Source organism: Paraglaciecola sp. (genome assembly GCF_051252315.1).
GTDB lineage: Bacteria > Pseudomonadota > Gammaproteobacteria > Enterobacterales > Alteromonadaceae > Paraglaciecola.
The window spans coordinates 29,247-44,672 of sequence record NZ_JBPOFP010000031.1 but is presented as its reverse complement, the minus strand read 5'-3'; the positions used below and the strand labels follow the sequence as shown (position 1 = coordinate 44,672).

At 38.5% G+C, this 15,426-nt stretch carries 10 protein-coding genes; 5 read left to right on the top strand and 5 right to left on the bottom strand.

Translation table 11 applies throughout. The features are described from left to right. Positions 1–241: 241 nt before the first annotated feature. A complete protein-coding gene (locus ACSHXM_RS08275) occupies positions 242–1,834 on the bottom strand; it encodes an alpha-L-fucosidase (RefSeq protein ID WP_435688280.1) in 1,593 nt (530 codons plus the stop codon). 252 nt (positions 1,835–2,086) lie between these two features. Continuing rightward, positions 2,087–2,572, bottom strand: coding sequence for a GAF domain-containing protein (locus ACSHXM_RS08270; RefSeq protein ID WP_435688279.1), 486 nt, complete (start codon positions 2,570–2,572; stop codon positions 2,087–2,089). Between the two features lie 236 nt (positions 2,573–2,808). Between ACSHXM_RS08270 and ACSHXM_RS08265 the strand changes: the two genes are divergently transcribed. Together ACSHXM_RS08265 and ACSHXM_RS08260 are read left to right on the top strand one after the other, a co-directional pair. Then, positions 2,809–4,785: an MHYT domain-containing protein gene (locus tag ACSHXM_RS08265; protein WP_435688278.1), complete on the top strand. Its 1,977-nt coding sequence runs from the start codon at positions 2,809–2,811 to the stop codon at positions 4,783–4,785. Continuing rightward, positions 4,775–6,340, top strand: coding sequence for a DUF3369 domain-containing protein (locus ACSHXM_RS08260; RefSeq protein WP_435688277.1), 1,566 nt, complete (start codon positions 4,775–4,777; stop codon positions 6,338–6,340). Before ACSHXM_RS08265 ends, ACSHXM_RS08260 begins: the two co-directional genes overlap by 11 nt. A 249-nt stretch (positions 6,341–6,589) precedes the next feature. Here the strand turns inward: ACSHXM_RS08260 and ACSHXM_RS08255 are convergent, their stop codons facing one another. The 3 genes from ACSHXM_RS08255 to ACSHXM_RS08245 form a co-directional block, all read right to left on the bottom strand. Beyond that, on the bottom strand, positions 6,590–6,913 hold the full coding sequence (locus tag ACSHXM_RS08255) for an EF-hand domain-containing protein (RefSeq protein WP_435688276.1): 324 nt from the start codon (positions 6,911–6,913) through the stop codon (positions 6,590–6,592). Between the two features lie 113 nt (positions 6,914–7,026). Continuing rightward, complete coding sequence (locus tag ACSHXM_RS08250) at positions 7,027–7,695, bottom strand: response regulator (protein WP_435688275.1); 669 nt, start codon at positions 7,693–7,695, stop codon at positions 7,027–7,029. A gap of 10 nt (positions 7,696–7,705) precedes the next feature. Then, positions 7,706–9,214 (bottom strand): ATP-binding protein, encoded by a 1,509-nt coding sequence (locus tag ACSHXM_RS08245; RefSeq protein WP_435688274.1) that lies wholly within the window; start codon positions 9,212–9,214, stop codon positions 7,706–7,708. A gap of 206 nt (positions 9,215–9,420) precedes the next feature. On the opposite strand from ACSHXM_RS08245, the gene ACSHXM_RS08240 reads away from it, so the two are divergent. From ACSHXM_RS08240 to ACSHXM_RS08230, 3 genes are all read left to right on the top strand, one after another. Next, a complete protein-coding gene (locus ACSHXM_RS08240; protein ID WP_435688273.1) occupies positions 9,421–11,091 on the top strand; it encodes a M10 family metallopeptidase C-terminal domain-containing protein in 1,671 nt (556 codons plus the stop codon). Between the two features lie 207 nt (positions 11,092–11,298). Then, a complete protein-coding gene (gene rimO / locus ACSHXM_RS08235) occupies positions 11,299–12,726 on the top strand; it encodes a 30S ribosomal protein S12 methylthiotransferase RimO (protein WP_435688272.1) in 1,428 nt (475 codons plus the stop codon). Positions 12,727–12,934: 208 nt separating this feature from the next. Further along, on the top strand, positions 12,935–15,394 hold the full coding sequence (locus tag ACSHXM_RS08230) for an alpha-L-rhamnosidase N-terminal domain-containing protein (RefSeq protein ID WP_435688271.1): 2,460 nt from the start codon (positions 12,935–12,937) through the stop codon (positions 15,392–15,394). The last annotated feature ends 32 nt before the right edge of the window (positions 15,395–15,426 follow it).

Sequence of the window (15,426 nt, the reverse complement as noted above, 5' to 3'; positions counted from 1 at the left end):
ACATAGTATTAATCTAATAGCCTTATGTGTGTCCCTATAATTCACTTATAAAATGGTATCAACACCAGGAACATTGAATTGGTATTAAGTAGTAAAAACGATGAAAAATCACTTGTTTAAAAATAGGCAAATACTGAAGGTGAATTGGCAAGGTCATTTTATAGCGGCATGTATTCAAAACAAAAAAAGAGCGCTTGTAGCGCTCTTCTTTTATAAACAAATATCGTTTGATATTATTTAATTAGGTTGGGTCATCCTCCCCACCAATTCCCCACTCTGCTTCATTAACCAGTGATATCTTGTATGTCAAAGCAAAATCGCTAGGCACTAACGTAGGTTTTTTAATATGTAAACCATTATCATCCTGTGACCAAATGACCTTCTCATTACTTCCTAACAACGAAATACTCTTTATGTTTGCGTTAAGCACACTTAAATTCTTGCTTAAGGTTTTAACCAGAATATCCTCTTTAGGTGAGTCCATTACAATAGCAAACAATGTATCCTCGCCTTTTTTGGTAAAACGAATATCCTTGTCTGAATACACTATCTTTTGTTTTTCTATCTTATGCCCACCTCCTTTGATACGTGTGGGGCCTTCACCAAACACACGCCAAGGTCGCGTCTCATAGATACCTTCACCGTTTATCTCTAACCATTTACCTAAATCACCTAACATAGTTTTCATTTCTTGCGGTATAGAGCCATCTGGATTTGGTGGAACGTTAAGCAGCATTAATCCATTTTTAGAAACGATATCAATTAGGATATCTATGATTTCATTAGAGGACACAAATTTAGCGTTTTGGCGGAAAAACCAAGCACCGGGAGATGTGTCTGTCATCCAAAACTTATCTTTTATTTTATTTGGGCGACCACGTTCGTAATCATGAACGCCAACTTCTGCAGGGAAAGAAGTATTCTTGTAACTGATGACGACATCTTTGCCCCACTCCACGCCTTTATTGTAATAATAAGCAATAAACTTTTTACGGTATTCTTCGTCTAACTCTTCTACCCACCAATCAAACCAAACGACATCGGGCTCATAATTGTCTACCACTTCTTTAAGCTTGGCGTACCATTCATCATGAAATCGCTTAGTCGGTTTAAAGTCAGTGAGTTCGTGTTGGTCTGTATATAAGTCAGAAGTTTCTTCTGTCGCATCAAATTTATAGGCGTTAGCGTAATAAACCCATGTAAACGCATGATGAAAAGAAGTTAAAAACTTCATATCACGCTTATCTAGCGCCTTTTTAAGCTCACCTGTCACGTCAACCCCCATCATGTCTTTGACGTTCCAACGGGTCACCTCACTATCCCACATAGCAAAATTATCATGATGCATAGCAACTGGGCCCGCAAATTTAGCGCCCGATTTTGCAAATAATTCAGCCCACTCTTCAGGATCAAATCCAGTAGGCTTAAAATTAGGAATAATATCTTTGTAGCCAACTTTGTCTAGCGGACCATGTGCTTCTACATGATGCTTATATGTGCTATTTACGATTGGCTTACCGTTTTTTAAACGTTTTTCACCGGTTTTCCAATCGTAAACCTCATCCATATACACATTGAGACCATACCACCCTACCCCACGTTTCATATTTAAGTTAGCAGTAGAAACAGGCCCCCAATGTGCGTAAATACCTAACTTAGCGTCTTGAAACCAAGCAGGTTGCTCTTCTACTTTAGATAGAGATTCCCAATCCTCAGTATAAGTTTTGTTATTCGCCTGTGACGCAGAAGTCATTTTCGAAGATGTATGATTACTACAGCCAGTCATGCCCATTAATAATGAACAAATTCCTGCAGCCAGAATTGTCTTTTTCATAATTGATTGCCACTAAAGTTAAATACAGAATCTGAATTTTCTCGGTCTTTAAATATAAAAGTAGAGAGAAATAGTACGCTAGAACGGTATCAACCCACACAGACTATATCAATATATAAAACCGTAAATTTAAATACAAAAGAGTAAAGTTTGTGTAAGTTTTTTACTTTTCGTGCAAACACGCTCGCAAAAATGACTCATCAGGCCAATAACAATAAAAAGTAGAATGTGAAACGAGAGTGAAAACTTATTTTAATCGAAGAAATAGGAAGTCATGGTGGAAAGCATTCTAAGGGTTTCTACATCATCCGACTTCCAAGTCACTTTGGTATTTACGCTTTCACAACATAAAATTCCCGAAGGTTGAAAGTCTTTATGAATAACAAAATCTAACAAAGAGTGAATATTCAAAGGTTCAAAGTAACTTTCATTAAAACATTTAGTCGCAGAGTAACGGCGAGCATCAGAAGCCATGATCACTTGCTCCTCTAATATTTTTTCAAAATATTGCGGGAAATCAACTTGGGTTAAGACTTGTTGCGAAGAGTATTCATTGGAAGTTTTATCAAAACACATTAAACAGACTATTTCTGTTTTAGTGTTATTAAAATTCCAGAGACTGACACGATTAGCTCTAGGAATGGCGAGTTGTGTTTGATTACAGATTTGACGGAGTTTATTATCGGTTGAAACAGATTCATCTTGTAGAACATCAACTAGTTTTAATAATGGATCCATACACAACTCAATGACATAAAAATTTAAACGCTATGTGATATTTATATACATTAACGGTGTTTTTTACAAGCATCAAAACTATTTTGCATTAGCTCATTCCAAACTTATTGTCTTAATAATCATAAAACGCTGTCACCTCCCCCTAAAGGATAAATAAAGCTCGCTTATTGGCGCTTTTTGCCACGGTAAACTAGTCTTTATTTATAACGCAATTTGATGATTATTATAAAGAATTCATGAGTTACTCTTTCGATTGGTTGATAGTTTTTCTGTCGATTATTATTGCAATATACGTCTCGTATATTGTGGTGGGTATCTGTATACGTATTGCCGCATCCAAACACAGAACAGCTCTTTATTGGACCATAGGTGGAGCCTTGTCCATGGCTACTGGAATATGGGCAATGCATTTTGTGGGCATGCTGGCATTTACTCTCCCTGTGCCGGTTCATTACGACATAGCACTTACCGGATTATCAATACTACCAGCCATTTTTGCTTCTGCCATTGCGCTATACATGATTAGGTCTAAACGTAAAAAAACCAAATTTATTATTTCTGCAGCTTTAATGGGGCTGGGTATATCGGCCATGCATTATATTGGTATGGCGGCAATGGGCATGGGTTCTTGCATTGAATATTCTACAGGTCTAGTTTTTCTATCTATTCTCATTGCCATTGTTGCATCAAACGTGGCTCTATTCTTACTCTTTCATCAAATCGACAACAATCGACTAGACCATGGTTTTAAGTTACTCAGTGCTTTAATTATGGGTGTGGCCATTGCCGGTATGCATTATGTGGGCATGTTAGCGGCAAGTTTTCCTAAAAACTGTGTATCAACGCCAGTGTTTGGAATTAGTTTAGAAAGAGACATTTTGGTGATCATAGTCACTATGGCCAGTATATTTATATTAACAATCACTCAAATGTTAACGGTTATTGATAGAAAAATATCAGAAAAGTCATTTTTTGAAGCGGTATTTAAAGCTCAGTCGGCTGTTGGGAGAGGCATATTGGTCTTAGAAAATGAGAAAATAGTACTAATCAATGATGTATTAAGAACCTTATTTTCCATAGAAAAAAAAGATACCAAAACCATCTCGCAACTTGCTCAAACTTTCGCAAGTCATGAATTTGAACGATTTTCTCATTGGGTAAATAAATCTAAAAACCATAAATCGCCAAAGGGAAATGCTGAATTTCAACTTGGTGAGAATCAAGCTGGACGAATTTTATCTGCTACTCAGGTGAAATTTATTCATATTGATAGAGTCCGCTTATTAATTGTAATAGACGACATAACAGATAAAAAAAACGTCGAACAATCTCTTAATCAATTAAACGAATCACTAGAGCAACGTGTAGATGAAAGAACCAATGAATTAACACAAGCGAATAACCGTCTAAATGAAAGTTTCGAAGCGCTTCATGAAGCACAAAATGAGTTAGTACAAAGCCAAAAGATGGCCTCTTTAGGGAGTTTAGTGGCAGGCATTTCTCACGAAATTAATACCCCCATTGGTATTGGTGTCACATCAGCTTCAAGTATTGAAGAAGAAGTCCGTATCTTATTGCCTAAATATCATAACGGTGAAATGACCAGATCAGATTTAGAAAATTTTCTTAACCATACCAAGGAAGGCAGTGCAATTTTGACTCAAAATTTGCATCGAGCTTCAGAATTAATTTCAAGCTTTAAGCAAGTTGCAGTGGATCAAACCGGTGATATTTATAGAGAAATTAGACTTCACGATTATATTAATGAAGTAATAACAAGCATGCGGCCTAAGTTTAAGAAGACATCGATCTCCGTTAACAACGAAACTCAAGAAGATATAGTTATCAATACTAAACCTGGCGCCCTATTTCAAATAGTGAGTAACTTTATTGATAACTCACTCACTCATGGTTTTAACCAAGATAGTGTTGGCAGTATTTTAATTTCGAGTGAGTCAGATGACAACAACTTAACACTCGTAGTAGAAGACACGGGAAAAGGCATTGATGAGTCAATTAAGGCTCGAATTTTTGATCCTTTTTTCACAACCCGCAGGGGAACAGGGGGAAGTGGTTTAGGCTTAAATATTGTTTACAACTTAATCACTTCTACCTTAAGAGGCAAGGTGAAGGTGATCAGTAGCCCTGGCAATGGCGCTCGCTTCGAGGTAAAGCTTCCAATAAATGATGGAGAGTTGAACGATGACAAATAATGATGACAAACTTTTTTTTGCTCCTGAAGAAAAAATAACTCAGTCAGTAGAAAAATCTTATTGGAAAGTACTGATTGTAGATGATGAACCTAGCATTCATGATGTCACTAAGTTTGCCTTAAAAAATTTTGTGTTTGAAGGACGAGAGCTTGAATTTGTTCATGCTTACACGGGTGAAGAAGCTAAATCCATATTATTAAAATACGATGACTTTGCCCTAGCGTTCATTGACGTTGTGATGGAAACAGATCGGGCTGGATTAGATTTAATCCAATTTATTCGCTCAGACCTTAAAAACAGAATGATCCGTATAGTTCTCCGTACAGGGCAACCTGGAGAAGCTCCGGAACGAAAAGTCATGTTAGATTTTGATATTAATGATTACAAAGAAAAATCAGAGTTAACCACCCAAAAACTGTTTAGTACTATTTTAACTAGTTTACGCTCGTATCGAGATTTAGAAAGCTTAAATAATAACCGTAAAGGGCTACAAAGAGTCATAGAATCGACAGGGGAGATCTTTCGACCCACTATGCTACAAGGCTTTATTCAAGGTGTGCTAGAACAACTTTTAGCCCTATTAAATTTAGAAAAAAATAGCATTTATGCACATTGTGATGGTGTGGCTATAGAACAAAACCCTACCCAAAAACGCATGGAAGTTGTTGCAGCAACCGGATCTTTTCAACCAACAATTGGAAAATATGCCGACGAAAATCTACCTAAAGAAGTCGTAGCCATCATGCAAGAAGCGCTCATTACCAAATCTCTTATTGTACGAGACAATGAATACGTCGGATACTTTCAACCCACGCCTGAAAGAGAAGATGTTATCTATATCCGAGCCAACGATAACATGTCAGAAGATGATTCCGATTTAGTGAAGCTTTTTTTACAAAACGTATCTATTGCATACGAAAATGCCTTATTAAAAGACGAAATTGAGGGCACCCAACGAGATATGGTTTATATGTTAGGGGAAGCGATAGAAACTCGCTCAAAAGAAACAGGCAACCATGTACGAAGAGTTGCCGAATATAGTTATTTAATCGCCAAAGGTTTAGGGATGACAGAAAAAGAAGCTGAAATTCTCAAAGTGGCCTCTCCATTACACGATTTTGGAAAAATAGGCATTGCTGATTCAATTTTACATAAACCGGGGAAATTAAGTGATGAAGAATTTGATGTCATGAGATGCCATGCCAGCATGGGTCAACAATTATTAGAACGATCCAATAGAGAAATCCTCCGCGCAGCTGCTGTTGTAGCAGGTGAGCATCATGAAAAGTGGGATGGTAGTGGTTACCCCAAAAAGTTAGTGGGTGAAGAAATCCATATCTATGGCAGAATTGTTGCGGTAGCGGATGTGTTTGATGCACTAGGGAGTCGACGCTCATATAAAGAACCCTGGCCAATTGAAGATATTCTTGCGTTGCTGAAACGCGATAGTGGTTCTCATTTCGACCCAAGTATTATTGATTGGGTAATGAACAACATAGATAAAATGGCGGAAGTGACAGCCCGATATCCAGACGATTCAGTTGTTCACTCGTAATAATTAACCTGAGCTCGAGATAAGGCGCCTTGCTATCCACTAAAAATTTCGTCATTGAGAGGGCCTAAATGTAAGCGTCGAGCTAGAGTAGAAAAATATTAGGTTGATTGGGTGTCATTTTAAATGATTGTTTCATACCATCGGATTTTCTATTAACGGTCACGTCGAAACGTTTTTCACTTTTATTTGAGATAAATCTAAAACAAAAAACGCAGCCTATAGCTGCGTGTTTACATTCAAACATAGGGCTTAATTGTTCTGTTCAACACAATCTGGCTTTTTTCGGTGTGGGGGCTTATGACTTTCAAACTCTACTTGGCTAATTTCTGAATCACCATCGGTATCTATGTTTGCAAATACGGTTGTATGTTCACCATGTGGAATGGGATAAGATGAAAACTCATCAATCTCTATCGCACCATCTGAATTGGTATCAAGTGTTGAAAAACTAGGACGTTGTTTATGCTCTGGTTTTTCGCCCTTTTTATGATGTTGCCCTTCACCCCCTTGAGCAAGAACTGCAAAGGAAAATAGCAAACTGATACTAATTAATGTAAGTGTTTTAAATTTCATGAGGTATGTCCTGTTTTGTTAATTCGTGATAAAGATTAACAAGTAAACATGCAAACAATGTGCATCAATAAAGGAACAACACAAAAATAGATTTTATCGAAAATTAGCGGTAATTAATCCAACACTAAACGATACCCAGCGCCATACACAGACTGGATCCAATCCTTACCCTCACTAATATCAGCGAGTTTTTTTCTTAATTTTTTAATATGACTATCAATAGTACGGTTATTCACAATTCGATGATCTGAATAAATGTTTTCCATTAGATGTTCTCGACTAAAAATACGTTCTGGTTGATCAGCTAAACGTTTTAATAAGTGAAACTCTACCGCTGTCAAACTCACAGATTTATGTAAATAATTGGCGGCTAATCTATCTTCATCTAGTTCAAAAGCCATCACATTATTATTGGTGTTTTGTGTTCGTCTCAACACGGCTTTTACTCGAGCAACCACTTCACGAGGACTAAAAGGTTTACAAATATAATCATCTGCTCCTAACTCAAGTCCTAAAAGTCGGTCTATTTCGTCTACTTTAGCGGTCACCATTAAAATAGGTATATTAGAAAACTGACGGATTTGTTTGCATAAATCGATACCATTTTTACCTGGTAACATAATGTCTAATAAAATCGCTTTTGGTTGATTTAACTTGACCCAATCGATGACCTCATCGCCATGATGGATCATATGAGGAGTGTACTCGCTTAACTTAAAATAATCCGACAGCAAGTTTGCTAACTTCACTTCATCTTCAACAATCAATACTGTATCAGGCATTTTTCACATCCTATTGGGTAACAGGTAAAGAGATAATAATAGCTAAACCGCCTAAAGACGATTTCGAAGCGGTAAGTTCACCTTGATGGGCCGTCACAATATGGCGGCATATTGACAAGCCTAAACCAGACCCTCCGGTTTGACGATTACGAGAATCATCAACTCGATATAAATGTTCAAACAAGTGCGGTAAGTGTTGTTCCTCTACACCCACACCATCATCAGCAAAAGTTATTTGGATTAAATCTTTTTCACAAGCTTGTGTACTTCTATCTGCGCTGATCAAAGCCAAATTCACTTGTAATCTGGAACCTGACGAATACTTTACACAGTTGTTAATAATATTTTCAAATAACTGACACAATCGCGTTTTATCACAATACAGGTCTAAATTTTCAACACTCGAAGAAAAATGCATGGTGATACCAGCATCAGATAAATACCCACTGTTTTTGTCCAATTCATTTCTGATGAGTGTCACTAAATTCTGATTGCTTTTACGGTATTGCATACCGCCTATGTCTGCGCTTGTTAATAAATTAAGATCGTCGATGAGTCGTTGTAAATGTTTAGTTTCGTCATAGGCTGAACCAACATTGTCGCTATTCATTGGCCTCACTTGATCAAGCATGGCCTCTAACTCCCCTCGTAAAATAGCTAAAGGCGTGCGTAATTCATGTGAAATATTTGCTAACCAACGTTTTCGTGTCGATTCATTTTCAACCAGAGTCAGTGCAAGTTCGTTAAAGTCTCGACTGAGTTCGCCTAATTCATCCTCACGCTTTAATTGAATAGACTGCTGATAATCGCCTTGGGTCAACTTGTGCATACCCGAGGTAATTAATTTGATAGGTCGCACAATATGACTCGCAAGAGGGAAAGTGACACATACCACCAGCAACATACAAACTAGACCAATCAACCACAAATAATGTTCTTGTTGCTGGATAAAATCGACTTCGTATCCTTCTGCGAGGTCATGACGCTTAGACACCGCCAAATACCCCACTGTCTTCTCACCAACCAGTATTGGGGTGGTGGTGTATTCCAATTCCGACAGATATTTACCTGCCACCAAGGATTTATTAAAACTTAATAATGCATAGTGTGCACCATCTTCAGGTGGCGGAGGTCCTCTTTTCTCTCCTCTTGGTGGCGGTTTTCCTGGTCTGTATTCTGGCTGGTCAGGACGAAAACTTTGGTTCCTGTCGGGCAACTCCGCATCAAAACGTTTAGGAGGACGCCTTCCCTGCCTGGAATCGAAATCACTACCTTTTAATTGGTTTGAAATAAGTTGCCTAAATCGACTGTGATTACCTTCAAGGTTTTGCCAACTATTGTTGCCTTGATATTCAATAACAAGTTGTTTAACAACCGGTGATAAGGTCTCTATTTCTTTGGTGTTAACGTACTCCACCATGCCTTTACCAATGCTCCACTGCATCAGCATTATCAAAACAGTGACTAACAGTAAGCTAAACCCAAATAGTAGCAAAAAGAGTTTATTCTGTAGCTTCATAAAACGTCCAACGTACAACACCCTACATAATGATTAGGTTCAGCTTAACAAAACAATGTGCAAATAATATGCAAAGCCATAAATTATTGAAAACAATAACCTAAATACAAGCGTGAAATATTGACAAATTGCTCAAATGGCGCTTTCTTATAAAAACTGAACCATGAAGGGTCAGTTTATTACCAAACGAATAAAGGGAAAATAACATGAAAAAAATAACAATCTTTAAACCTGCCAAAACAGCTTTAGCTATCAGTGTTGCATTATTCAGCCTTTCCACATTGGCGAGTGTAAAAGACGTCACATCAAGTAATTTACAAGCGGATGTAAACAATTTAGTCAGCCCCCAAGAACTAAGTTTAGACAGATATGCGGGGTACACTTTTCGGGGCAAGGAAATTGCAGATTTACCTAGAGTCATTGATCAAATCTGGACCGGTTACCTTAACTCAGTAAATGGAGGATCGATTACCTATAATTTTCCGGACGGTAAAAAGTTAACTGGGTTATACAATAATCCACGTTACGGATTTTCAGCGGGTTACGGCCTGAGCGGTTTTTCTGATGCGCAAAAAGAAGCAGCCCGTTCTGCAATCGATTTATGGGATGACCTAATTGCGCCAAGTTTCGTTGAAAGAGGTTCAAAAGGTGCTGATATTCAGTTTTCTAATAGTTATGACCCGGGCCAAGCTTATGCATATTATCCAGAATACGACTTTACCAATGCTAAAGGTTGGAAGTTCTTTGGTGATATTTTTGTCGCCACCCCAGAAATAAACTGGACTAATGCTTGGCTAACTTTTGGTGGTTATGGAAAAACCGCATTAATTCACGAATTAGGTCACGCAATAGGACTAAGCCATCCAGGCGCATATAATGGTGCTGGTGCAACAGATTATGTTAGTCAGGCAGAGTATGCCCAAGACAGCAACCAATATACATTAATGTCCTACTGGGGGGATGAAGAAACCTCTAATCAGCCATTTGGTGGAGGCGCAGTAGACTGGACCACAGGTTTTTACAACTACCCACACACACCTATGGTGCATGATATCTTAGCTGTTCAAACTGCCTATGGCGCTGATCCCACTACGCGAACAGGAGATACAGTTTATGGTTGGAACTCCAATGCAGGTAAAGCGGTATATGACTTTAGTCAAAATATGTTCCCGATTTTAACTATCTATGACGCAGGTGGTAATGACACAATCGATATGTCTGGCGCAAATGTAAGCGTTTATATTAATCTCAATGACGGCGAATATAGCTCGGGAGCTGCTTCGGTTCCAAGTGATGATGTTATAAACAGTCGAAGACAATTGATAAGTGATGCAGGAGGAGCTGTTGGGGATGTTGCACCAGGCACTTCAAATTTTTGGCAAGGTTTAACCACAAGCAACCACGAAGGCTTTTTAGCATTTGAAACAGGTGTGAGTGGATTAGCGGTAACAAGCCATGACAATATTGCAATTGCCTATGGAACAGTGATTGAAAATGCGATTGGTTCTTCACAACGTGATTACTTAAAAGGAAATGAATTTGCCAACGTATTAACGGGCAATGAAGGTGATGATGTTCTTGAAGGACAAGGCGGTGCCGATACATACCTTGGTGGTTCAGGAAATGACACTTTTGTATTTAACCTAGCTGAATCTGGAGATGTTATCTCAGATTTTTCTACTGGCGAAGATATTATTGACCTAACAGCAATTGGCGCTTCTTTTACCTATATCGCTAATTCAGCGTTTACTAGCACTGCAGGTGAATTAAGTTATGTAGACGGGAAGTTAAAAGGCGATGTTGACGGAGATGGGGTGGCTGATTTAAGCATTGACTTAAACGGCGCAGTTTTAGCTGAAACAGACTTAGCTCTATAACTTAGCTCTATACATTAGCTTTATACCGACAAGATTGGTTTAAAACATTGAAAGCCCCAACATAGATTGGGGCTTTTTTATTGCGCATAGGTATTACTACACACCAGCTAAAAACACTATGAATTTATTGTCTATTAAATTCACTATAGCGGTGACTTACTGTATAATCCGCCACCCTAAATCATCAAAGATCCACCAAGGCGCACCATGACAGTTAAAAACTTTGATCCTTCTCAAACCACCACCTTAGAAACACCAGTGAAGGTATTAGAAGAAGGAGCAAACCTAAAAAAAACCAATGGCACTCGTATTGGTTTTATTAGTCTGGGGTGTCCTAAAAACTTGGTTGATTCTGAGCGTATTTTAACGCAACTTCGTACCGAAGGTTATGATGTGGTGCCCACCTATAACGATGCTGATTTAGTGATAGTCAATACCTGTGGGTTTATTGATTCGGCAGTGCAAGAGTCACTGGATACCATAGGTGAAGCTTTAGCCGAAAATGGCAAAGTGATCGTCACAGGTTGTTTAGGCATAAAAGAAGACGAGATCCGTGAAGTACATCCTAATGTTTTAGCTATTACCGGCCCTCATGCCTACGAAGAAGTGGTAAATCAAGTACACGAACATTTGCCTCAACCACAACATGACCCTTACCTTAATTTAGTGCCAGACATTGGAGTTAAGTTAACACCTCGTCATTATGCCTATTTAAAAATATCAGAAGGTTGTAACCACAGATGCACATTCTGCATTATCCCTTCAATGCGTGGAGATTTAGTTAGTCGTCCTATTGGTAGTATCTTAGACGAAGCTAAACGTTTAAAAAATGCAGGTGTTAAAGAGTTATTGGTGATATCTCAAGACACCAGTGCGTATGGCGTTGATGTAAAAAACAAAACTGATTTTTGGGATGGCATGCCTGTCAAAACAGACATGAAAGCCTTATGTGAAAAACTCGGCGAAATGGGCATTTGGGTTCGATTGCATTATGTTTATCCTTACCCGTCAGTAGATAAAATAATGCCGCTCATGCGCGATGGAAAAATATTACCTTATCTAGACATACCGTTTCAGCATGCAAGTCCGCGGATATTAAAACTCATGAAACGCCCCGCAGCTGCAGAGCGCACTATGGAACGTATTAAAGCGTGGCGAGAAATCTGCCCCACCTTAGTTATCCGTTCAACATTTATTGTGGGGTTTCCTGGTGAAACAGAAGAAGACTTCCAAATGTTATTAGACTTCTTAGAAGAAGCCCAGCTTGACCGAGTAGGCTGCTTCAAATACTCGGACGTTGAAGGCGCTAAAGCCAATGCCCTGCCCGACCCTATTAGTGAAGACGTTAAACAACAACGATTCGAACGTTTTATGCAGGTGCAGTCCCAAATTAGTGCAGCAAAACTAAAAGCAAAAATAGGAATGGAATACCAAGTCATTATTGACGAAGTAACACCTGAAGGCGCAGTCGGTCGCTGTTACGCAGATGCCCCAGAAATAGACGGTAACGTACATTTAACCGACGAATTTGAGGTAAAGCCAGGAGACTTAATCTGGGCGCAAATTATTCATACTGACGAACATGACCTATGGGCCGTCAAAGTTGAAGACGAAGAAGAAGTTGTAGGTGAATGAAAAAGTGATAGTGAAAAAAATTAGTTATTTTAATTATTTTCAATAACCTGAACAAAACTAAAACTTAGAAATTCAATGGCCAAAGAAGGTGTTCTTCTTTGGCTTTTTTATGCTCAATTTGAAATTCATGACTAGACAAGCTTTTACCTTGTATGACAACCTAAGAAACTAAAACAATATAAAAAAATAATAAGTCATAGGATAAGTAATGAATCTACATCTTGTCATTAAGCTCTTTATCACATTATTAGCCCTCAATATTTTTGCCAATGCTTTCGCCTCTATACAACCTAATGATGTTGCTCTTAATCAAAAATACTCGCCGGAATCAACCGTTAAGGTCAACCATCAAGGTAAAGAGTTTACAAAATTAAAATTTACCTGGAAGGCACAATGGATAACGCACCCAACCGAATCCACCTTAGATGCTCGTAAATTTTTATTTAGACGGACTTTTGATTTAAGCAAACAACCTGAAAATTTTATTATTCACTTAAGTGCCGATAACCGCTATCGACTGTACGTGAATGGCCAATATTTAGTATCTGGGCCGTCCATTGCAGACATCAACCATTATCGTTATGAGACACTAGATATTGCACAATACTTAAGCTTGGGCGCAAACAGCGTTGCTGTAGAAGTGGTTAATTTTGGTGAATACCGTAAAGCCTCAACCATGACCTTTCAAACCGCGTTTATTTTACAAGGTGATAAAAATAATCTTGTCGACATAAACACTGGAGCAGATTCTGGTTGGAAAGTTACCAATGATACTGGATTTAGCGTCATCCCATTTATGAGCGCTGATTTGCGTGGATATTATGCTGCAGGACCCGGCGAGTCATTAAACTCTTCGCTCCACCCGTGGGGCTGGAGAGAAACGGGCTTTGATGATTCGAGCTGGTTAACACCTAAACTGGGCACCGTCGAATTTGCAGTTGGTCAGGGTTTTTTATATGGCAGTACTTGGTATTTAACTCCACGCACTATTCCGTTTATGGAAGAAACCAAACAACGTTTTGTTAAAATAGCACGTAGTGAAAATATAGAAATCAGCGAAGACTTTATAAAAGGTACTGGCACACTCACAATTCCAGCGAATAAAACCGTTAGTATATTAATTGATCAAACACAGCATTCAATTGGACATCCTGTTTTACATTATTCAAAAGGTAGCGGCAGCCAAATTAAAATGACCTACTCAGAGGCATTGTTTGATAAAAATTGGAAAAAAGGTCATCGTAATGAATACCAAGGTAAAAAGATCTTAGGCTACTTTGATAAAGTCACCGCCGACGGTGGTAACAACAGGCAATTCAAACCTTTAGGGCAAAAGACTTATCGTTTTATTCAATTAGACATTACGACTCAAAACCAACCATTGGTTATCGATGATTATTACGGTGTATACACTGCCTACCCGTTTCAAGAAAATGCACAATTCGAAACCGACAACCCTGTATTGTCAGAAATTTGGGACGCGGCGTGGTTGAGTTTACGTAACTCATCTGTTGAAGGGTTTATCGACCCATATTATGAGCAATTACAATACATAGGCGATACACGAATAGAAGCATTAGCCGCCCTAAGTGTGAGTGGTGACGATAGATTAATGCGTAAAGCCATTGAGATGTTTGATAATTCTCGACTACCTAATGGATTAACCGCCAGCCGTTACCCCTCTTATATTGTGCAAATTATTCCGACCTATTCATTACTTTGGATCAACATGATCCATGACTTCACGCAATACAAACATGACGATGACTTTGTTCGCGATTATGTTCCAGGAATGAGAAGTGTATTAAATTGGTGGATAGACAAAGTCGATACCAGTAATAACAGTATTGTCATGCCCAAAGATATGCGTTGGTGGAACTTTACTGACTGGACACCTGAGTATCAAAATGGCATCCCATTTGGCGCTGACGACGGCTATTCAACATCAGTGGCTTTACAATTTGTAAAAACATTACAGTACGCCAGCGAAATGTTTAGTGACTTAGGTTATCACCAAGAAGCGAAACAATATGCGGCACTGGAAAAGCAGATTATAAAAAGTGTGATGAAACACACCTATGTTAAAAGCAAAGGCCTTTTTGCAGAAACACCAAATAAACAAAAGTTTTCACAGCACACTAACATTATGGCCATTTTAACCGACGCCATACCCCAAAATGCTCAAAAACAATTAATGGAAAAGATCTTAAGTGACAAAAGTTTAATTCAGACAACCATTTACTATAAATTCTATTTATTCAATGCCTTACATAAAGTAGGATTAGGCGACAGATATACGCAGCTCCTGGAGAATTGGACTAACCAGCTAGATATGGGATTAACCACCTTTGCAGAAAAAGACATTGAACCCCGTAGCGATTGCCACGCATGGAGTGCTTCTCCTAACTATCACTTCTTAAAAATAGTGGCGGGTATTTATCCAGCAGCAAAACATTTTGACAAAATAACCGTCGCCCCGCATTTTGGTGAGTTAACCACCATCAATGCAAAAATGCCTCATCCTAAAGGAGAAGTATCGGTTAAACTAACCAGGCGCGACAATAGTGTGTCGGGTGAAGTAATATTGCCCAAAGGCACATCGGGCACCTTTAATTGGCAAGGCAAAACAATAGCATTAACAGCAGGCAAACAAGTCATTAATCAATAATGGCTTGAATGACTGCTAATACACATCATATT

Coding starts and splice junctions, on each gene's coding strand:
- ACSHXM_RS08260 (WP_435688277.1), top strand. CDS start 4,775: ATGACAAATAATGATGACAAACTTTTTTTTGCTCCTGAAGAAAAAATA.
- ACSHXM_RS08240 (WP_435688273.1), top strand. CDS start 9,421: ATGAAAAAAATAACAATCTTTAAACCTGCCAAAACAGCTTTAGCTATC.
- ACSHXM_RS08245 (WP_435688274.1), bottom strand. CDS start 9,214: ATGAAGCTACAGAATAAACTCTTTTTGCTACTATTTGGGTTTAGCTTA.
- rimO (WP_435688272.1), top strand. CDS start 11,299: ATGACAGTTAAAAACTTTGATCCTTCTCAAACCACCACCTTAGAAACA.
- ACSHXM_RS08250 (WP_435688275.1), bottom strand. CDS start 7,695: ATGCCTGATACAGTATTGATTGTTGAAGATGAAGTGAAGTTAGCAAAC.
- ACSHXM_RS08275 (WP_435688280.1), bottom strand. CDS start 1,834: ATGAAAAAGACAATTCTGGCTGCAGGAATTTGTTCATTATTAATGGGC.
- ACSHXM_RS08270 (WP_435688279.1), bottom strand. CDS start 2,572: ATGGATCCATTATTAAAACTAGTTGATGTTCTACAAGATGAATCTGTT.
- ACSHXM_RS08230 (WP_435688271.1), top strand. CDS start 12,935: ATGAATCTACATCTTGTCATTAAGCTCTTTATCACATTATTAGCCCTC.
- ACSHXM_RS08265 (WP_435688278.1), top strand. CDS start 2,809: ATGAGTTACTCTTTCGATTGGTTGATAGTTTTTCTGTCGATTATTATT.
- ACSHXM_RS08255 (WP_435688276.1), bottom strand. CDS start 6,913: ATGAAATTTAAAACACTTACATTAATTAGTATCAGTTTGCTATTTTCC.